Source organism: Enterobacter cloacae complex sp. IR5403, from assembly GCF_049238705.1.
In the GTDB taxonomy this organism is placed as follows: Bacteria; Pseudomonadota; Gammaproteobacteria; order Enterobacterales; family Enterobacteriaceae; genus Enterobacter; species Enterobacter hormaechei_C.
This window is the reverse complement of the sequence record NZ_JBMKHP010000007.1, coordinates 34,823-53,519: the sequence shown is the minus strand read 5'-3', so window position 1 is coordinate 53,519 and position 18,697 is coordinate 34,823. Positions and strand designations below refer to the sequence as shown.

Genomic DNA, 18,697 nt, shown 5'->3' with positions numbered 1-18,697 from the left:
AGTGGTTTGATTTTGCTATTGTTAAATCTGCGTTCCCGCATGACTCCTGAAGGTGCAGACGATGGAAACCTACCTGCAAACGGTGAAAGAAGAGTGGGTGAAGCTGATTAATGAAACCGATCCCGATGTGCATCGGCTTGCGACTGAGCTTGCGAGGGACAATGCAACGCCCCTGGTAGCTGAATTTTATCGGGTTGTACTGGCAGATCCGTCGGTCGCGGAATTCCTGACCACCGAACAGGTGGAAAGGCAGCTTCAGGAGGCACTTCGTCGCTGGCTTATTGATGTACTCTCATGCCGGGTGGAGCAGGTTGAAGAGCAGATGCGGGCGCAACAGCGCGCTGCGGATGTTCATGCCCGTATTGGTATTTCGGTTGATTTAGTTGAAATGGGCTTCCGCGTTCTGAAAAAGCTGCTGTTGCCTGTCATTACTACCAGCGCCCATTCGCCTGAGGTGAAGCTGCATATTTATCACTACGCGATAAACAGTATCGATCTGGCCATGGAAGTGATGTCGCGGGCCTATGTCTTTAGCGAGAACAATGCGGCGAAAGAGGACGAAAATTACCGCATCTTTTCCTTAATGGAGAACGCAGAAGAGGAGAAGGAGCGACAGACCGCGGCGTTGCTGTCATGGGAAATGGTGCTTCTGTATAAGATCACGCTTAATTCCAGTATCGGCAACAGTCTGCCGCTGGGGCAGTCTGAATTTGGACTGTGGTTTAGCCATAAAGGTCGGCACTACTTCAGCGGGATCGCTGAGGCTGGACATATCTCTCGTCTGATTCAGGAATTCGATGACCTTTTTAACGAGATCCGTCTTTCAGGGCAGGGTCTGAGTGATAAAGCGCAGCGGGATAAATTCTTGCAGCGAATGCGTAATACGCTCTCGCAAATCATCACGCTTTTGCGCGAACTGTTTGACGAAGTGTCGCGACACGAGGTGGGGGTTGATGTCCTGACCCGTCTGTTGAACCGCCGTTTCCTGCCAACCATCTTCAAACGCGAAATCCTGCACGCTACCCGGGCGGGAACAACGCTCTCGACGCTGCTGATTGATGTCGACAAATTTAAACAAATCAACGATACCTGGGGGCACAACACCGGGGACGAGATCTTGCGAAAAGTCTCCGGCGCGTTCTACGACAACGTGCGAACCTGTGATTACGTTTTTCGCTACGGCGGCGATGAATTTCTGATTGTGCTAACGGAAATCTCAGAGGTGGACACGCTGCGAATCGCCGAGCGTATCCGCAGGCGGGTGGAAAAAATCAAGGTCAACTCCCCAACCGGCGATATTATCCCGCTCTCCCTCTCGATAGGCGTGGCGATGTTCAACGGACATCCCGATTACGAGCGATTGATTCAGGCAGCGGATGAAGCTTTATACGGCGCGAAACGACGTGGCCGGAACTGCGTGGAGCTTTGGAAGGGGGCGTAAGGAAAGACGGAAGTGTCCCCTGCAGGAATCGAACCTGCAACTAGCCCTTAGGAGGGGCTCGTTATATCCATTTAACTAAGGGGACGAAGCGGCAAGAGTATAGCGTTATTTACACTTTTCGTTAAGCGCATTGCCGCCTGACTGGTCAAAGAGTCACCGTTCACGCCGATTTTTCGGCAGTTTTATCCTTTTTTTCCTGAGCCTTAAGCTCGGCCTTACGCTTGTTGGACATGTCGTTACGGATTTGCGCATGGCTCAGCAGCGCAAAGATAAAGGTCCCGCCACAAATGTTGCCTGCGAGGGTAGGCAGGGCGAACGGCCAGAAAAAGTCGCTCCAGTGGAGTGTGCCGTTAAATACCAGATAAAGGATCTCAACGGTTCCGACAACAATGTGCGTGGTATCGGCGAGTGCGATAAGCCAGGTCATCAGGATAATTACCACGATCTTCGCGCTACCCGCTGAGGGGAACATCCAGACCATCGTGGCGATGATCCAGCCGGAAATTATGGCATTAGAGAACATTTCAACCGGCGTGTTTTTCATCACATCCATGCCAATCTTCACAAATGCGTCGCGGGTCGGTTCATCAAATATTGGCATATACTCGAACGCCCAGGCGGCTATGCCCGTACCGATCAGGTTCCCCAGCAGCACGACGCTCCACAGGCGCATCAGTAAACCGAAATTACCGAGGGTCGGATTTTGCATGACGGGCAGTACGGCAGTGACGGTGTTCTCCGTAAAAAGCTGCTGTCGCGCCATAATGACAATAATAAAGCCGAACGTGTAGCCTAAATTTTCCAGCAAAAACCCGCCCGGTACGCCTTCCAGCTGAACGTGAAATATCCCTTTGGCGAGCAGAGAGGCGCCCATCGACAGACCGGCTGCAATGGCTGACCACAGCAGGGCCATCGCGTCGCGCTCCATCTCTTTTTCCCCGTCCTGGCGAATATGCTCATGAATAGCCATGGCGCGTGACGGCAGGCGATCTTCATCGACTTCTATCTCTTCTCCCCGGTCTTTCTCCTCACTTTCAATCTCAAGCTCCTCTTTGCTTTCGCCAATTTTGTCTTCGCTAATGTCTTTCATAACAGCTCCTTCGGGGTAATTGCTCATTTAAGCGTAGCGGCTTTTAGCGCCTTGCCCGTGGGGATGCTCTTAAATTGCTGTAAATGGCAATAAAGGTGAGACATCTCTTTCAAAGCCAATATAAAATTGCCAGCGAAACGAATTCTGAAAGACAGGCTATGCTGAAATTAGCGTGATGACGCGAGCGGGTCGTCATTGTCCTCGTAGACATCGGTAAGCGTGCTGTTACAATCACTTGCACGTTTCAGGCGGAGCATCACCGGCTCCGTCACAGATGGCATTCAACGATAGCCATATTGAACAGGGAGAAATTTATGAAGCTTCGGCTGTCGGCGCTTGCGCTGGGCGTAACAATGCTTGTGGGCTGCGCCAGCTCTGGCGAGCAAACGGGACGCTCCGATCCTCTCGAAGGATTTAACCGTTCAATGTACAGCTTTAACTATAATGTGCTGGATCCATATCTGGTTCGTCCGGTTGCCGTGGCATGGCGTGACTACGTTCCGCAGCCGGCGCGTAACGGGCTGAGCAACTTTACCAGTAACCTGGAAGAGCCAGCGGTTATGGTGAACTACTTCCTCCAGGGCGACCCGTATCAGGGGATGGTGCATTTCACCCGCTTCTTCCTGAACTCCCTGCTGGGTATGGGCGGCTTAATTGATGTCGCAGGCATGGCGAACCCGAAATTACAGCGTGAACAGCCGCACCGTTTCGGCAGCACGCTGGGGCACTATGGCGTAGGTTATGGTCCGTATGTGCACCTGCCATTCTACGGCAGCTTTACCGTGCGTGATGATGGCGGTGACATGGTGGATACGCTGTATCCGGTGCTGTCATGGCTCACCTGGCCGCTGTCGATTGGTAAATGGACCGTGGAAGGAATTGAAACACGTGCGCAACTGCTGGACTCTGACGGTCTGCTGCGCCAGTCTTCCGATCCGTACATCATGGTGCGCGAGGCCTACTTCCAGAACCATGACTTTATTGCCAACGGCGGTAAGCTGAAGCCGGAAGATAATCCGAACGCGAAAGCCATCGAGAACGAATTAAAAGATATCGATTCGGAATAAATAAAAAAGGTGAGCGATGCTCACCTTTTTTAATTGTGTTGGGATTAGAACGCGTAGTTGAAGTTGGTACCAAACAGCCAGGCTTTACCTTCAGAGGTAAACTCGTACGGGCCTTCCTGGAAGGTCACTTTCTGTCCATGCATGTACGACACGCCCGCGTCGATAGAAGCATTCTCGTTGAACGCATAGGTTGCACCCGCACTCACCCAGAAACGGTCCTGATCCGGAATGGAGATAGAACGCTTATCAGCCGGTACCGGGCTGTCATCAAATGCCACGCCGGTACGGAACGTCCAGTTGTCATCCATATAATAGGTCGTACCGAGCGCGATACGGTAAGCATCGTGGAAGCTTTCGTCTTTATAGAACAGCGTCTGGCCGTTGCTGCCGGTAGCTTTCAGCTCCTGGAACTGGCTCCAGCTGGTATACGCGAGGCTGTAGTGAATGGCCCACTGCGGCGCAACGCGGTTATAACCTGACACTTCCCACATTTCAGGCAGATGCAGCGACAGCGAACCCGGTACGGTTTGATTCGAGGTACCCCATGGAATGGTGGTGCCCGCGCCTGGGACCATACCGTTGACTGGGCTCAGGATGCCGCTTTTGTAATCGCCATCGAAATCAATTTTCACTTCTGAGCGATAGGTCAGACCCCAGCGGTTGTTTTTATCCAGTTCATACAGGATACCGGCGTTCCAGCCGTAGCCCCATTCATCACCTTTCAGGCTGGCAATTTTATTACTGTTTTTCGGCAGCGCAGCAGTTTGCTCCCCGGAGTAACGCTCGATTTTTGCATCGGCGTAGACAGCATCAAAGCCCAGACCAAAGCTCCAGTTATCGTTCAGACGATATGCGCCGCTCAGGTTAAGGTTCAGGGTCGTCAGGTCGGTTTTACCGCCGTATTCCCCGGCCGGATAGTTGTTATTGAACTCCGTTGCCAGGCCATAGTTAGAGGTGACAGAGGCACCCCAACCAAACTGTTCATTAATTGGCGCAACAAAGTGCAGGTTAGGCACCCACGCGGTCGGCGCAATGTTATCCGCCTTCAGATCTGCGCCGGTGAACTGAGATTTGCCAGAAATGTTGACATCAGGATCGATGTAAACCGCACCGGCAGAGAAGGTAGGGCGATCAAACATCATGATCAGCGCCGGGTTACGGCTCGCGTTGCCTGCGTCATCGGCAATCGCACCTTCCCCGGAATACGCACGGCCAAGGCCAGAGGAAGAAAATTCGTTTAACTGGAAGCCCGCTGACCAGGCGGACGTTGAGACGATTGCCACTGCAACTGCTAAAGCAGTTTGTTTGAACAGGGTTTTCTGGCTCATGACCATAACCTCATTGAGTTATTTTTATTCAATAATTGTTACATACCGTAACAGGAGCGCGAAGTGTAGGGTCTGAGGTATGACTTACAAATCAGACCAGTGGCGAGAGTATAGGTCTGACCAGCTGGGATGTTGCAAGTTTGTTTATTAATATTTTCAGATATGTTTCTTGAAACGAGATCTGGTTGGCAAAATTGTGACCAGTGCGATTCCTCTGAAAAGGGGATTTTTGTTTTAGATCATTTTTTAGTGTGATATTGCTCACTTATCCGAATTTGCGCCATTAACGGCTGGAGGGGGCTCGTCCGGGGGCGTAAAATAGACGCATCGTGTTTATCTCGCGCCCTGCGCGAATACAGAGGAAATTGAGCTATGAGTAAATGCAGTGCTGATGAAACCCCGGTTTGCTGCTGTATGGATGTTGGCACCATTATGGACAACACCGATTGCACCGCCTCTTACAGCCGCGTATTCCCTAACCGCGCTGAAGCGGAAGAGACGCTGGCCGCGCTGAGCCAGCGCGCGCGTGAAGTCGAATCCGATCCGTGTGAAATCAAATCCACCTTCACGGAAGTGGAAGGCGGCGTGCAGCTGGATATCGACTTTGTGTTCGCCTGCGAAGCAGAAACGCTGATCTTCCAGCTGGGCCTGCGTTAATACTTTCGCACGGGCCTACGACCGTGTAGGCCGGGTAAGGCAACGCCGCCACCCGGCGACAAACCGCACAAATGCCTCTGCCATGCAGGGGCATTTTCTTTTTCTTCTCTGTGCCTTAGCTCGCAATTTTTCGCTTCCCCGATTGGCTCAATGTAAAAAAATAGTTAAGACTATTATCAGGTCAGACCACTTAATGTGCGCGCAAAATTTTTTTACAGGGGAGTATTATGAGTCAGGCATTACCGCTTATCACCCGACAGGGTGACCGCATTGCCATTGTCAGCGGGTTACGTACGCCGTTTGCGCGTCAGGCAACCGCGTTTCACGGTATACCGGCTGTCGATCTGGGAAAAATGGTGGTGGGGGAGATGCTGGCTCGCAGCGAGATCCCGCCAGAGGTTATTGAGCAACTGGTTTTCGGCCAGGTGGTGCAAATGCCGGAAGCGCCCAATATCGCGCGTGAAATCGTGCTGGGCACCGGCATGAATGTTCATACCGACGCCTACAGCGTCAGCCGCGCCTGCGCCACCAGTTTCCAGGCGGTGGCAAACGTGGCGGAAAGCCTGATGGCGGGGACCATTCGCGCGGGGATCGCCGGCGGCGCGGATTCCTCCTCCGTGCTGCCCATCGGCGTCAGCAAACAGCTGGCCCGCATCCTCGTGGATGCCAACAAAGCTCGCACTACCGGTGCAAAGCTCAAACTCTTCTCGCGTTTACGCCTGCGTGACCTCATGCCCGTGCCACCTGCCGTTGCTGAATACTCCACCGGCCTGCGCATGGGCGACACTGCCGAGCAGATGGCAAAAACCTACGGTATTACCCGCGAACAGCAGGATGCACTGGCGCATCGCTCGCATCAGCTGGCAGCGAAAGCCTGGTCGGAGGGCAAACTGACCAACGAAGTGATGACCGCCTATGTGCCGCCTTACCGCGAACCGCTCGCGGAAGATAACAACATTCGTGGCACCTCGACGCTGGCGGATTATGCGAAGCTGCGCCCGGCCTTTGACCGTAAACACGGTACGGTAACCGCAGCTAACAGTACGCCGCTGACGGACGGTGCCGCCGCCGTGATCCTGATGACCGAATCCCGGGCAAAAGAGCTTGGCATCACACCGCTGGGCTATTTGCGTAGCTACGCCTTTACCGCCATTGATGTCTGGCAGGACATGCTGCTCGGACCGGCATGGTCCACGCCGCTGGCGCTGGATCGCGCAGGGCTGACGCTCTCCGATCTCACGCTGATTGATATGCATGAAGCCTTTGCCGCGCAAACGCTGGCAAACGTGCAGCTTATGGCGAGCGAACGTTTTGCCCGCGACGTGCTGGGCCGCGCACATGCCACAGGCGAAGTGGATCAGAGTAAATTCAACGTGCTGGGTGGCTCCATTGCCTACGGTCATCCGTTTGCGGCGACCGGCGCGAGAATGATAACCCAGACGTTGCACGAGCTGCGTCGTCGCGGCGGCGGTTTTGGTCTCGTTACCGCCTGTGCGGCGGGCGGCCTGGGTGCAGCAATGGTTATGGAGGCTGAATAATGGAAACGACATCTGCATTTAACCTGGCTGTCCGCCTTGATAACGTGGCCGTTATCACCATTGATGTACCCGACGAAAAGATGAACACCCTGAAGGCCGAGTTTGGCGTTCAGGTGCGTGCGATGCTCAGACAGATCCGCGAAAACAAAGCGATACGTGGCCTGGTATTTATCTCGGCAAAGCCGGATAACTTTATTGCCGGGGCCGATATCAACATGATTGCCCGGGCGAAAAGCGCTCAGGAAGCAGAAGACCTGGCGCGTCAGGGGCAGCAGGTCATGGCGGAGATCCATGCGCTGTCGATACCCGTTGTCGCTGCGATCCACGGGCCCTGCCTGGGCGGTGGGCTTGAGCTGGCGCTGGCCTGTCACAGCCGCATTTGTACCGACGATGCGAAAACGGTACTTGGGCTGCCGGAGGTACAGCTTGGATTGCTGCCCGGTTCAGGTGGCACGCAGCGCCTGCCGCGTCTGGTGGGCGTCAGTACGGCGCTGGAGATGATTTTAACCGGTAAACAGCTGCGCGCCCGTCAGGCGTTAAAGGCGGGTCTGGTTGATGAGGTCGTTCCGCACGCCATCTTGCTTGAAGCCGCCGTTGAGCGGGCGCTGAAAGGTCGTCAGGCGAAACGCCCTCTGCCGGTGCGCGAGCGTATCCTCGCCGGGCCGCTGGGGCGCACGCTGCTGTTCAATATGGTGGGTAAAAAAACCGAGCAAAAAACCAAAGGGAACTATCCGGCAGCGACGCGCATTCTTAATGTGATTGAAACCGGTTTATCGCAGGGCAGCAGCAGCGGTTATGCTGCGGAAGCAAAAGCCTTTGGCGAGCTGGCGATGACGCCGCAGTCGCAGGCGCTGCGCGGCATTTTCTTTGCCAGCACGGAGGTTAAAAAAGATCCGGGCAGTGAAGCTGAACCGGCTCCGCTGCGCGCCGTTGGCGTTCTGGGTGGTGGGCTGATGGGCGGCGGCATCGCATTTGTCACCGCCAGTAAAGGCAAATTGCCCGTACGTATCAAAGATATCAACCCTAAGGGTATCAACCACGCGTTGCAGTACAGCTGGCAGAACCTTGATCGCAAAGTGAAGCGCCGCCATATCAAGGCCAGTGAGCGCGATAAAACCCTCTCGATGATCACTGGCGCCACTGACTACAGTGGGTTTGCACACCGCGATCTGGTGATTGAAGCCGTGTTCGAAGATCTGGCCCTTAAGCAGCAGATGGTGGCGGACGTTGAACAGCATTGCGCGCCGCACACCATTTTCGCGTCAAACACCTCGTCTTTGCCAATCGGCGACATCGCGGCGAAAGCCGTGCGCCCGGAGCAGGTGATAGGGCTGCACTATTTCAGCCCTGTCGAAAAAATGCCGCTGGTGGAGGTTATCCCGCATGCCACAACCAGCCCGCAGACTATTGCCACCGTGGTGAAGCTGGCGAAAAAACAGGGCAAAACCCCGATTGTGGTCGCGGACAAAGCTGGCTTCTACGTCAACCGCATTCTGGCGCCGTACATTAACGAAGCGATGCGGTTGCTGACGGAAGGGGAGAAAATTGAGCACGTCGATGACGCCCTGGTGAAGTTTGGTTTCCCCGTCGGCCCAATCCAACTTTTGGATGAGGTGGGAATTGATACGGGGACTAAAATTATCCCTGTGCTGGAAGCGGCTTATGGCGATCGTTTTGCGCCGCCTGCAAACTTTGTTTCTGCAATTTTGAAGGACGATCGCAAAGGCAGAAAAAATGAACGCGGTTTCTATCTTTACGCCGCGAAAGGGCGTAAAAGCAAGAAACAGGTCGACCCTTCAGTTTATGCGCTTATTCCTGTCACGGGTCAGGGAAAACTGTCGGCGGTTCAGTGTGCTGAGCGCTGCGTGATGATGATGCTCAATGAAGCGGCGCGCTGCTTTGGTGAGCAGGTGATCAAAAGCGCGCGCGACGGCGATATCGGCGCCGTGTTTGGTATCGGTTTTCCGCCATTCCTTGGCGGCCCGTTCCGGTATATGGATACCCTCGGGGCGGGTGAAGTGGTTGCGATCCTGCAACGTCTGGCCTCGCAATACGGTCCACGGTTTACACCTTGTGACGAATTATTGCAGATGGCGGAACGGGGTCAGACATTCTGGCCCGCAAGGGAAACTGATTGCGTAAACTGAAGTCAAAGAAGGGTAAATCCTGAGGCGATGGGACCTGTTCTGGCGAAATTGTAAACAGAGATTGACTATACTTACGCCATTGAGGTAAAAAACAGCGTTTCATTCACCGAATGGATCAGGCACAATGCCCGGCCATCGGGTTTTCTACCTCATAGCATTAATCGCGGGTAGTTAACGCCGGTGATTCTGGTTAACAAAAGCGGTGCAATATGCAAGTTTTTATCATGCGTCACGGCGACGCGGCACTCGATGCCGCCAGTGACTCAGTACGTCCTTTAACCGTCTGTGGCTGCGACGAATCCCGTCAGATGGCGACATGGCTTAAAGGTCAAAAAGTGGACATTGAACGCGTTCTGGTGAGTCCGTTCCTGCGGGCAGAACAGACGCTGGATGTGGTAGGGGAGTGTATGAACCTGCCATCCAGCGTGGATGTTCTCCCTGAACTCACGCCGTGTGGCGATGTTGGCCTTGTCAGTGCTTACCTTCAGGCGCTGTGCAATGAAGGTGTCGCTTCCGCACTGGTCATTTCCCACCTGCCGCTGGTCGGCTATCTGGTATCTGAGCTGTGCCCGGGCGAAACGCCACCGATGTTCACAACGTCCGCCATTGCCAACGTCACCCTCGACGAAACCGGCAAAGGGGTCTTTAACTGGCAAATGAGTCCGTGCAACCTGAAGATGGCAAAAGCCATCTGACGTGACGTGCGATATGGCGGGGTGCAGCGTGCCTCCCGCCTTCCTGTCAGGGCAATTCTGGCGGCTGCCACTCCTCCACCTCAATCAATACCAGCAATGCGGCATCTCCGCCGTACTCTTTTGGCGCCTGATGAAAAGCCATCACGTGTGGATGCTGAGCCAGCCACAGCGGTGTCTGTTGCTTAAGAATATGTTTGCCGTGACCGTGCATTACGCAGGCGCAGAAAACATGTTCGCGGCGACACGCGGCAATCAACGCCCCCAGCTCCTGTTTTGCCTGCATCTGGGTTAACCCGTGCAGATCGAGGAACAGCTCCGGCGAATAATCTCCCCGGCGTAACTTTTTCAGCTCAAAATGGCTGACGTCTTCGCGCACATATTTCACCGCACCCTGAGTATTGAGCAGCGGCTGAAACTCATCTGAAAAATAGTGGCTGTTATCGGCCTGCTCCTGAAGCAACCGTTTGACCGGTACCTCACTGACTTTTTTACGCTGCGGGCGATGGACAATGGTGTCGTGCGTGATTTGACGCGTCCCGGTCATCAGCTGGCGGAAGAGAGCCTGATCCTCCTCGCTGAGCGATGTTTTCTTTTTCATTCGTCATTCTCATCTCGTATTTCCGATAGTGTACCCGACTAAACGCATTTTTTAACCTCAAGCGACACGCGTCATTGCTGATTTATCGCCGTCTTCATGGCAAACTAGCCGCCGAAAATTATGCGAGCATGCCCTGGAGGAAAGAGTGGATAAAATTTTTGTCGATGAAGCAGTAAACGAGCTGCATACCATACAGGACATGTTGCGCTGGTCGGTTAGCCGCTTCAGCGCCGCCAATATCTGGTACGGCCACGGTACGGATAACCCATGGGATGAGGCCGTTCAACTGGTGCTGCCGTCTCTCTACCTGCCGCTGGATATTCCGGAAGACATGCGTACCGCGCGCCTGACCTCCAGCGAAAAACACCGCATCGTTGAGCGCGTGATCCGTCGCGTGAACGAGCGTATTCCGGTGGCTTACCTGACCAACAAAGCCTGGTTCTGCGGCCATGAGTTCTATGTTGATGAGCGCGTGCTGGTGCCACGTTCGCCGATTGGCGAGCTGATCAACAACCACTTTGACGGCCTGATTAACCATCAGCCGCAGCACATTCTTGATATGTGCACCGGCAGCGGCTGCATCGCCATTGCCTGCGCGTACGCCTTCCCGGAAGCAGAAGTGGACGCCGTCGATATCTCCACCGACGCGCTGGCCGTCACCGAACACAACATTGAAGAGCACGGGCTGATCCATCACGTCACGCCTATCCGCTCAGACCTGTTCCGTGACCTGCCGACGCTGCAATACGACCTGATCGTCACCAATCCGCCGTACGTGGATGCCGAAGACATGTCCGATCTGCCGAACGAGTACCGTCACGAGCCGGAGCTGGGCCTGGCGTCAGGCTCTGACGGTCTGAAGCTGACCCGCCGCATCCTGGCCTGCGCGCCGGATTATCTGACCGACGACGGCGTTCTGATTTGTGAAGTGGGCAACAGCATGGTACATCTGATAGAGCAGTATCCGGATGTGCCGTTCACCTGGCTTGAGTTCGACAACGGCGGTGACGGCGTCTTTATGCTGACCAAGGCGCAGCTGCTTGATGCACGCGAATACTTCAGCATTTACAAAGATTAATCCAGCGGGCTTCGGCCCGTTTCACAACGCTCAAACACAAACAACAACATCGGAGCCGTGATGGCAGGAAACAGTATTGGACAGGTATTCCGTGTGACCACCTTTGGCGAGTCGCACGGTCTGGCACTGGGTTGTATCGTTGATGGCGTCCCGCCAGGCATCGAACTGACCGAAGCCGATTTACAGCATGACCTTGACCGTCGGCGTCCGGGTACCTCTCGCTACACCACGCAGCGTCGCGAGCCGGACCAGGTCAAAATTCTCTCCGGCGTTTTTGAAGGCCGTACCACCGGGACCAGCATTGGTCTGCTGATTGAAAACACCGATCAGCGCTCTCAGGACTACGGCGCAATTAAAGACGTTTTCCGTCCTGGTCATGCCGACTATACCTACGAACAAAAATATGGCTTTCGCGACTATCGCGGCGGCGGACGTTCTTCCGCGCGTGAGACCGCGATGCGCGTGGCGGCAGGGGCAATTGCCAAAAAATATCTCCAGCAGAAATTCGGCATCGTTATCCGCGGCTGTCTGACCCAGATGGGCGACATTCCGCTGGCAATCAAAGACTGGGATCAGGTAGAGCTTAACCCGTTCTTCTGCGCCGATGCCGACAAGCTGGACGCGCTGGACGAGCTGATGCGTGGCCTGAAAAAAGAGGGCGACTCCATTGGTGCGAAAGTCACCGTGGTGGCCGACGGTGTGCCGGCTGGCTGGGGCGAGCCGGTATTTGACCGCCTCGACGCCGATATCGCCCACGCGCTGATGAGCATCAACGCGGTGAAAGGCGTTGAAATCGGCGACGGTTTTGATGTGGTTAAGCTTCGCGGCAGCCAGAACCGCGACGAAATCACGAAGGCGGGTTTCCAGAGCAACCATGCTGGCGGCATTCTGGGCGGCATCAGCAGTGGGCAGCAAATTATTGCCAATATTGCGCTGAAGCCAACGTCCAGCATTACCGTCCCGGGCCACACGATTAACCGCTCAGGCGATGAAGTTGAGATGATCACCAAAGGGCGTCACGATCCGTGCGTGGGGATCCGCGCGGTGCCGATCGCAGAAGCGATGCTGGCGATCGTGCTGATGGATCACTTCCTGCGCCAGCGCGCGCAGAATGCGGATGTGACGACCACCATTCCACGCTGGTAATTATGAAAAAAACCGCAATCGCTCTGCTGGCGCTGCTGGCCAGTGGAGCAAGCCTGGCCGCTACGCCGTGGCAGAAAATCACCCACCCGGTAGCGGGGAGCGCGCAGTCCATTGGCGCTTTCTCCAACGGGTGTATCGTCGGCGCGCAGGAACTTCCGCTGCAATCGGATACCTATCAGGTGATGCGCACAGACCAGCGCCGTTATTTCGGCCATCCTGACCTGGTGCTTTTTATTCAGCGTCTTGGCAACCAGGTGCATAACCTGGGGCTGGGGACGATGCTGATTGGCGATATGGGGATGCCTGCCGGTGGTCGCTTCAACGGCGGTCACGCCAGCCACCAGACCGGACTGGATGTGGATATCTTCCTGCAATTGCCGAAAACGCGCTGGAGTTCAGCGCAGCTGCTGAAACCGCAGGCGCTGGATCTGGTCTCGGCCGACGGTAAACGGGTCGTCGCCTCGCGATGGTCGCCGGAAATTTCCAGCATGATTAAGCTGGCGGCAGAGGATAACGACGTCACGCGGATCTTTGTTAATCCGGCCATCAAGCAGCAGCTTTGCCTGGATGCGGGAACGGATCGCGACTGGTTGCGTAAAGTGCGCCCGTGGTTCCAGCATCGTGCCCATATGCATGTTCGCCTGCGCTGCCCGGCGAACAGCCTGGAATGTGAAGATCAGCCGCTGCCACCGCCTGGCGATGGTTGTGGTTACGAACTGCAAAGCTGGTTTGAACCGGCCAAGCCTGGAACCTCTAAGCCTGAGAAGAAGACACCGCCTCCGTTGCCGCCTTCCTGCCAGGCGCTACTGGATGAGCATGTACTTTAATGGATAATTTCGTCGATCTGTTCATGGTGTCACCGCTGCTGCTGGTGGTGCTCTTTTTTGTTGCGATGTTAGCCGGATTTATCGATGCCCTGGCGGGCGGCGGCGGGTTGCTCACCGTTCCGGCGCTGCTGGCGGCAGGCATGAGCCCTGCCCAGGCGCTTGCCACCAACAAACTCCAGGCGTGTGGCGGTTCGCTCTCCTCGTCGCTCTATTTCATTCGCCGCAAAGTGGTGAATCTCGCCGATCAGAAGCTCAATATCCTGATGACGTTTATTGGCTCAACGGCGGGCGCGCTGCTGGTCCAGCACGTACAGTCCGAGATTCTGCGCCAGATCCTGCCGCTGCTGGTTATCTGTATCGGCCTCTATTTCCTGCTGATGCCAAAGCTCGGGGAAGAAGATCGACAGCGTCGTCTTCACGGCCTGCCGTTTGCGCTGATTGCCGGTGGCTGCGTCGGTTTTTACGATGGCTTCTTTGGCCCGGGGGCAGGCTCGTTTTACGCGCTGGCATTCGTGACGCTGGCCGGGTTTAACCTCGCCAAATCCACCGCCCACGCCAAAGTCCTCAACGCGACCTCCAACGTTGGCGGTCTGCTGCTGTTTATCATTGGCGGCAAGGTTATCTGGGCAACCGGGTTTGTGATGATGGCAGGGCAGTTTTTGGGCGCGCGCGCAGGCTCGCGTCTGGTATTAAGCAAAGGACAAAAGCTGATCCGCCCGATGATTGTTGTCGTCTCGGCGGTGATGAGCGCCAAACTTCTTTATGACAGCCATGGACAGGAGATCCTCACCTGGTTGGGGATGAACTAATGAACAGTACGCATAAATATGAACAGCTGATTGAGATCTTCGATAGCTGTTTTGCTGATGATTTTAATACCCGTCTGATTAAAGGCGACGACGAACCGATCTATCTTCCAGCTGATGACGAGGTTCCGTATAACCGCATCATCTTTGCCCACGGCTTTTACGCCAGCGGTTTGCACGAGATCTCGCACTGGTGCATCGCGGGGAAAGCGCGTCGCGAGCTGGTGGACTTCGGTTACTGGTACTGCCCGGACGGGCGCGACGCCGCCACCCAGGGGCAGTTCGAAGATGTGGAGGTGAAACCTCAGGCGCTGGAATGGCTGTTCTGCGTAGCGGCGGGTTTCCCGTTCAACGTAAGTTGTGACAATCTCGAAGGCGACTTCGAGCCAGACCGTATCGTCTTCCAGCGCCGCGTTCATGCGCAGGTGATGGAATATCTTGAGAAAGGCATCCCGGCACGTCCGGCACGCCTGATCGAGGCTTTACAGAATTATTACCACACGCCGGAGATCACGGCGGAATGCTTCCCGTGGCCGGAAGATCTTTAACAGAGGAAAGAAGATGATCGCAGAATTTGAATCACGCATTCTGGCGTTAATTGATGACATGGTGGAACACGCCAGTGATGATGAGCTGTTCGCCAGCGGTTATCTGCGTGGTCACCTGACGCTGGCGGTAGCCGCGCTGGAAGCCGGGGACGATCACTCTGCCGACGCCGTTCACGCGGAAGTCACTCGCAGCCTGGAAAACGCTATTCAGGCCGGGGAACTCTCTCCGCGCGACCAGTCTTTAGTGCTGGGCATGTGGGACAATTTGTTCCAGCAGGCTAAACGCTAAGCCGCCGCCTTCTCTTCCCTCTCCCCTTTGGGGAGAGGGTCAGGGTGAGGGGATTCGACCGCACCCTACTTGACCATTTTCCCCTTCAGCAATTTCCGCACCCACAGTCGGTTTGGATTCAGCCCCGCGAGCGTAACTCTGTCCAGCGGAACCGGCTCGTCGCTCATTTGCGCGGCTAACGCTTCAGCCAGCAGCGGCGCGGAGCATAATCCCCGCGAGCCTAAGCCACCCAGCATAAACAGCTCGGGGTGAACGGGCGCACTTACCGCCGTTTCTTTGTTGTCTGCAAGATCCTGATAGACTTCAAGCGTGGCGTCATAGTCCGGCACGTTTCCCGCCATCGGCAGGTGATCGCGGGTCGCGCAGCGTACGCCGCAGCGCGCCTGACCCTCACCAACATCCACTTCTTTTGCCCACGACGCATTCGGGAAACAGTCGACCAGGCGCTGGCGGTTTTGCTGCTGATCCGCTTCGCTGTACTGCATATCTGTTTCACCGCGATGGTAGCTGGCGCCGATGCAGTGATGGCCGTTGGACGGATTTTGCGGCGTCAGGTAGCCGTCGTAACACAGCACCTGACGCAGTTTGCTCAGTTGGGGGGCGGCAGGAATATGGCTTACCTGGCCGCCGACCGGATAAACCGGCAATGACGCTGTCTGGGTAAACTGGTTGATATGATGCCCGTTGGCCAGCACAACGCTGGCATGCTGCGCCTCTTTGCCGTCAGCGAAACGCAGTTTCCAGTGCGTAGTGCGACTTAACGATTGAACCTTATGGGCATAATGCACTGTCAACCCACGCGACTGCCCGAGGGCTATCGCCGCAGAAGTCAGTTCAGCCGGACACAGCCAGCCGCCGAGTGGATACTGAATACCCCCGCAGCCGGTGTCGACGCCAGCGGTCTCTGCAACCTGCTGCGCCGTGACGGCATGGGCGATGGCCTCCGGCAGACCCAGCGACAGCATTTGTGTGATTTTCTGCTGGCTTTTCTCATCCCAGCCGAGCTGCGTCACGCCGCACCAGTCGTGGTCGAACGCAACCGGCAGGCTATCGTAAAGGCGGCGAGCAAACGTAAACGCTGCCGGGAAGAACTGGAACAGTGCCGGATCGTGTGAACTTAATAAGGGATAAAGCGCGCCCTGGCGGTTGCCTGATGCGCCCGTCGCCGGCGCCTCGTCAGCGCAGTAGAGCGTCACCTGCCAGCCACGGTGTAGCAGCGCCAGAGAGAGCAGGGCGCTGGCGATCCCCCCGCCTACAATGGCGACCTCACGCGAGGTGCTGGCGCGACGGGCAAACCAGGGGGCCTGCGCCGGGATTGCCAGATCCTGTTCCATCACCCCGACCAGCATGTCGCGTTTGCGGCCAAAGCCTTTGGTTTTCCGCATGGTAAACCCCGCCTCCTGCAACCCACGGCGGACAAAGCCCGCCGAGGTGAAGGTGGCAAGCGTCGCGCCGGGACGTGCCAGCCGCGCCATGGCGCTGAACAGGTGCGGGCTCCACATGTCCGGATTTTTGGCGGGCGCAAAACCGTCCAGGAACCAGGCGTCCACCTTCTGATTCATGGAGTCATCAAGCTTATCGGTCAGGTCATTAATGTCGCCAAGCCACAGGTCGAGCGTGACGCGTCCGTCGTCCAGAATCAGACGATGACAGCCACCGATAGCCGGAGGCCACTGGGCCTGAAGCTGTTCCGCCCAGTGGGCAAGCTCCGGCCAGCGCTGATGGGCAAGCCGCAGATCGTGCGCGGTAAGCGGAAATTTTTCGAAACTGATGAAATGTAATCTTTGTAATGTAGCCTCGGGGTGTGCAGCGCGAAACTGGTCGAACGCCTGCCAGAGGGTCAGAAAATTCAGCCCGGTGCCGAAACCGCTCTCCGCTACGACAAACAGGCTGCGCGGATGGTCAGGGAAGCGGGTGCTGAGATGATTTCCTTCGAGGAAGACATAGCGCGTCTCTTCCAGTCCGTTATCATTAGAAAAGTAGACGTCATCAAAATCTCGGGAAACAGGTGTACCCTCAGCGTTGAATTCGAGGTTGGCAGGTTGTATGGCGTTTTGTTTCACGTAAGTTACTCGTCTGACAGGCAGTGGCACGATCTTAGCGATGTGAGCCCATCGGTGCAAATTTCCACAGAAAATCGCTGATCGGACTTGTTCGGCGTACAAGTGTACGCTATTGTGCGACTCGAAACTTTTTATAGTGCGACTTACAGAGGTATTGAATGAAACGTGCAGTGATTACTGGCCTGGGCATCGTTTCCAGCATCGGTAATAACCAGCAGGAAGTCCTGGCATCTCTGCGTGAAGGACGCTCCGGGATCACTTTCTCTGAAGAGTTTAAAGATTCTGGAATGCGTAGCCACGTATGGGGTAACGTTAAACTGGACACCACCGGTTTAATTGACCGTAAAGTGGTTCGTTTCATGAACGATGCCTCTATCTACGCCTATCTTTCCATGCAGGAAGCGATCAAGGATTCTGGTCTGAGCGAAGACGTTTACCAGAACAACCCACGCGTGGGTCTGATTGCAGGCTCCGGCGGCTCCTCTAAAGCTCAGGTGTTCGGTGCTGACGCCATGCGTAGCCCGCGCGGCCTGAAAGCGGTCGGTCCATACGTTGTGACCAAAGCCATGGGTTCAGCGGTTTCCGCGTGCCTGGCAACGCCGTTCAAAATCCACGGTGTGAACTACTCCATCAGCTCTGCATGTGCGACCTCCGCACACTGTATCGGTAATGCGGTTGAGCAGATCCAGCTGGGCAAACAGGACATCGTATTTGCTGGCGGCGGCGAAGAGCTGGGCTGGGAAATGGCCTGTGAGTTCGACGCGATGGGCGCACTGTCCACCAAATACAACGAAACGCCAGACAAAGCGTCCCGTACTTATGACGCACACCGCGACGGTTTTGTTATCGCTGGCGGCGGCGGTATGGTTGTGGTTGAAGAGCTGGAACACGCGCTGGCGCGTGGCGCGCACATCTACGCTGAGATCGTGGGCTACGGCGCAACGTCTGACGGCGCTGACATGGTTGCTCCATCCGGTGAAGGCGCGGTGCGCTGCATGAAGATGGCGATGCACGGCGTTGATACCCCAATCGACTACCTGAACTCCCACGGCACCTCAACGCCGGTAGGCGACGTGAAAGAGCTGGGTGCGATCCGTGAAGTGTTCGGCGACAACAGCCCGGCTATCTCTGCAACCAAAGCCATGACCGGTCACTCTCTGGGTGCGGCGGGCGTGCAGGAAGCGATCTACTCTCTGCTGATGCTGGAAAACGGCTTTATCGCGCCAAGCATCAACATCGAAGAGATGGACGAGCAGGCGGCTGGCCTGAACATCGTGACTGAAACCACCGAACGTGAGCTGACGACCGTTATGTCCAACAGCTTCGGTTTCGGCGGCACCAACGCCACGCTGGTGATGCGTAAGCTGAAAGCGTAAGCG

At 55.8% G+C, this 18,697-nt stretch carries 17 protein-coding genes and 1 tRNA gene; 13 read left to right on the top strand and 5 right to left on the bottom strand.

The window, feature by feature from the left end; all coding sequences use genetic code 11:
* The first annotated feature begins 61 nt into the window (after window positions 1–61).
* The gene (locus ACOTW6_RS12125; protein WP_062933255.1) at window positions 62–1,441 is read left to right on the top strand and encodes a diguanylate cyclase; all 1,380 of its coding nucleotides are present in this window, start codon (window positions 62–64) and stop codon (window positions 1,439–1,441) included.
* Window positions 1,442–1,454: 13 nt separating this feature from the next.
* Here ACOTW6_RS12125 and ACOTW6_RS12120 read toward each other — a convergent pair.
* A tRNA-Arg gene (locus tag ACOTW6_RS12120) sits at window positions 1,455–1,526 on the bottom strand.
* Between the two features lie 75 nt (window positions 1,527–1,601).
* Window positions 1,602–2,531, bottom strand: coding sequence for a formate/nitrite transporter family protein (locus ACOTW6_RS12115; RefSeq protein WP_047053250.1), 930 nt, complete (start codon window positions 2,529–2,531; stop codon window positions 1,602–1,604).
* Window positions 2,532–2,845: 314 nt separating this feature from the next.
* On the opposite strand from ACOTW6_RS12115, the gene mlaA reads away from it, so the two are divergent.
* Window positions 2,846–3,598: a phospholipid-binding lipoprotein MlaA gene (gene mlaA / locus ACOTW6_RS12110; protein WP_003861365.1), complete on the top strand. Its 753-nt coding sequence runs from the start codon at window positions 2,846–2,848 to the stop codon at window positions 3,596–3,598.
* A 44-nt stretch (window positions 3,599–3,642) separates the two neighbouring features.
* Here the strand turns inward: mlaA and fadL are convergent, their stop codons facing one another.
* Entirely contained in the window at window positions 3,643–4,926 is a 1,284-nt protein-coding gene (gene fadL / locus ACOTW6_RS12105) for a long-chain fatty acid transporter FadL (protein WP_003861367.1), read from the bottom strand.
* Window positions 4,927–5,298: 372 nt separating this feature from the next.
* Here fadL and ACOTW6_RS12100 point away from each other — a divergent pair, with 372 nt between their 5' ends.
* From ACOTW6_RS12100 to sixA, 4 genes are all read left to right on the top strand, one after another.
* Window positions 5,299–5,583, top strand: coding sequence for a YfcZ/YiiS family protein (locus tag ACOTW6_RS12100; protein ID WP_003861368.1), 285 nt, complete (start codon window positions 5,299–5,301; stop codon window positions 5,581–5,583).
* 227 nt (window positions 5,584–5,810) lie between these two features.
* The gene (fadI, locus tag ACOTW6_RS12095; RefSeq protein WP_062933254.1) at window positions 5,811–7,121 is read left to right on the top strand and encodes an acetyl-CoA C-acyltransferase FadI; all 1,311 of its coding nucleotides are present in this window, start codon (window positions 5,811–5,813) and stop codon (window positions 7,119–7,121) included.
* Window positions 7,121–9,268 (top strand): fatty acid oxidation complex subunit alpha FadJ, encoded by a 2,148-nt coding sequence (gene fadJ / locus ACOTW6_RS12090; RefSeq protein ID WP_062933253.1) that lies wholly within the window; start codon window positions 7,121–7,123, stop codon window positions 9,266–9,268. The genes fadI and fadJ overlap by 1 nt, the downstream gene beginning before the upstream one ends.
* Window positions 9,269–9,477: 209 nt before the next feature.
* On the top strand, window positions 9,478–9,963 hold the full coding sequence (sixA, locus tag ACOTW6_RS12085; RefSeq protein ID WP_003861375.1) for a phosphohistidine phosphatase SixA: 486 nt from the start codon (window positions 9,478–9,480) through the stop codon (window positions 9,961–9,963).
* 46 nt (window positions 9,964–10,009) lie between these two features.
* On the opposite strand, the gene smrB is transcribed toward sixA, so the two are convergent.
* Window positions 10,010–10,561: an endonuclease SmrB gene (gene smrB / locus ACOTW6_RS12080; protein ID WP_015572246.1), complete on the bottom strand. Its 552-nt coding sequence runs from the start codon at window positions 10,559–10,561 to the stop codon at window positions 10,010–10,012.
* A gap of 145 nt (window positions 10,562–10,706) precedes the next feature.
* Here smrB and prmB point away from each other — a divergent pair, with 145 nt between their 5' ends.
* From prmB to ACOTW6_RS12050, 6 genes are read left to right on the top strand one after another with little or no spacing between them, the layout of a single operon-like run.
* Window positions 10,707–11,639 (top strand): 50S ribosomal protein L3 N(5)-glutamine methyltransferase, encoded by a 933-nt coding sequence (gene prmB, locus ACOTW6_RS12075; protein ID WP_003861381.1) that lies wholly within the window; start codon window positions 10,707–10,709, stop codon window positions 11,637–11,639.
* 60 nt (window positions 11,640–11,699) lie between these two features.
* Window positions 11,700–12,785, top strand: a complete 1,086-nt coding sequence (gene aroC / locus ACOTW6_RS12070) for a chorismate synthase (protein WP_023306656.1) — start codon at window positions 11,700–11,702, stop codon at window positions 12,783–12,785.
* 2 nt (window positions 12,786–12,787) lie between these two features.
* A complete protein-coding gene (gene mepA, locus ACOTW6_RS12065) occupies window positions 12,788–13,612 on the top strand; it encodes a penicillin-insensitive murein endopeptidase (protein WP_003861385.1) in 825 nt (274 codons plus the stop codon).
* Window positions 13,612–14,421 (top strand): sulfite exporter TauE/SafE family protein, encoded by an 810-nt coding sequence (locus tag ACOTW6_RS12060; protein ID WP_062933252.1) that lies wholly within the window; start codon window positions 13,612–13,614, stop codon window positions 14,419–14,421. Before mepA ends, ACOTW6_RS12060 begins: the two co-directional genes overlap by 1 nt.
* The gene (locus ACOTW6_RS12055) at window positions 14,421–14,966 is read left to right on the top strand and encodes an elongation factor P hydroxylase (protein WP_047729277.1); all 546 of its coding nucleotides are present in this window, start codon (window positions 14,421–14,423) and stop codon (window positions 14,964–14,966) included. The genes ACOTW6_RS12060 and ACOTW6_RS12055 overlap by 1 nt, the downstream gene beginning before the upstream one ends.
* A gap of 13 nt (window positions 14,967–14,979) precedes the next feature.
* Window positions 14,980–15,255, top strand: a complete 276-nt coding sequence (locus tag ACOTW6_RS12050) for a YfcL family protein (protein ID WP_006811417.1) — start codon at window positions 14,980–14,982, stop codon at window positions 15,253–15,255.
* Window positions 15,256–15,320: 65 nt separating this feature from the next.
* Here ACOTW6_RS12050 and mnmC read toward each other — a convergent pair whose 3' ends face one another.
* Window positions 15,321–17,318 carry a bifunctional tRNA (5-methylaminomethyl-2-thiouridine)(34)-methyltransferase MnmD/FAD-dependent 5-carboxymethylaminomethyl-2-thiouridine(34) oxidoreductase MnmC gene (mnmC, locus tag ACOTW6_RS12045; RefSeq protein ID WP_213789184.1) on the bottom strand — a complete coding sequence of 666 codons (1,998 nt, stop codon included), beginning with the start codon at window positions 17,316–17,318 and terminating at the stop codon, window positions 15,321–15,323.
* A gap of 158 nt (window positions 17,319–17,476) precedes the next feature.
* Here mnmC and fabB point away from each other — a divergent pair, with 158 nt between their 5' ends.
* Window positions 17,477–18,694 carry a beta-ketoacyl-ACP synthase I gene (fabB, locus tag ACOTW6_RS12040; protein ID WP_003861395.1) on the top strand — a complete coding sequence of 406 codons (1,218 nt, stop codon included), beginning with the start codon at window positions 17,477–17,479 and terminating at the stop codon, window positions 18,692–18,694.
* Window positions 18,695–18,697 lie beyond the last annotated feature (3 nt).

Bases quoted from the DNA above. Each gene is read 5' to 3' on its own strand.
- ACOTW6_RS12125 (WP_062933255.1), top strand. From the start codon at position 62: ATGGAAACCTACCTGCAAACGGTGAAAGAAGAGTGGGTGAAGCTGATT.
- ACOTW6_RS12115 (WP_047053250.1), bottom strand. From the start codon at position 2,531: ATGAAAGACATTAGCGAAGACAAAATTGGCGAAAGCAAAGAGGAGCTT.
- mlaA (WP_003861365.1), top strand. From the start codon at position 2,846: ATGAAGCTTCGGCTGTCGGCGCTTGCGCTGGGCGTAACAATGCTTGTG.
- fadL (WP_003861367.1), bottom strand. From the start codon at position 4,926: ATGAGCCAGAAAACCCTGTTCAAACAAACTGCTTTAGCAGTTGCAGTG.
- ACOTW6_RS12100 (WP_003861368.1), top strand. From the start codon at position 5,299: ATGAGTAAATGCAGTGCTGATGAAACCCCGGTTTGCTGCTGTATGGAT.
- fadI (WP_062933254.1), top strand. From the start codon at position 5,811: ATGAGTCAGGCATTACCGCTTATCACCCGACAGGGTGACCGCATTGCC.
- fadJ (WP_062933253.1), top strand. From the start codon at position 7,121: ATGGAAACGACATCTGCATTTAACCTGGCTGTCCGCCTTGATAACGTG.
- sixA (WP_003861375.1), top strand. From the start codon at position 9,478: ATGCAAGTTTTTATCATGCGTCACGGCGACGCGGCACTCGATGCCGCC.
- smrB (WP_015572246.1), bottom strand. From the start codon at position 10,561: ATGAAAAAGAAAACATCGCTCAGCGAGGAGGATCAGGCTCTCTTCCGC.
- aroC (WP_023306656.1), top strand. From the start codon at position 11,700: ATGGCAGGAAACAGTATTGGACAGGTATTCCGTGTGACCACCTTTGGC.
- mepA (WP_003861385.1), top strand. From the start codon at position 12,788: ATGAAAAAAACCGCAATCGCTCTGCTGGCGCTGCTGGCCAGTGGAGCA.
- ACOTW6_RS12060 (WP_062933252.1), top strand. From the start codon at position 13,612: ATGGATAATTTCGTCGATCTGTTCATGGTGTCACCGCTGCTGCTGGTG.
- ACOTW6_RS12055 (WP_047729277.1), top strand. From the start codon at position 14,421: ATGAACAGTACGCATAAATATGAACAGCTGATTGAGATCTTCGATAGC.
- ACOTW6_RS12050 (WP_006811417.1), top strand. From the start codon at position 14,980: ATGATCGCAGAATTTGAATCACGCATTCTGGCGTTAATTGATGACATG.
- fabB (WP_003861395.1), top strand. From the start codon at position 17,477: ATGAAACGTGCAGTGATTACTGGCCTGGGCATCGTTTCCAGCATCGGT.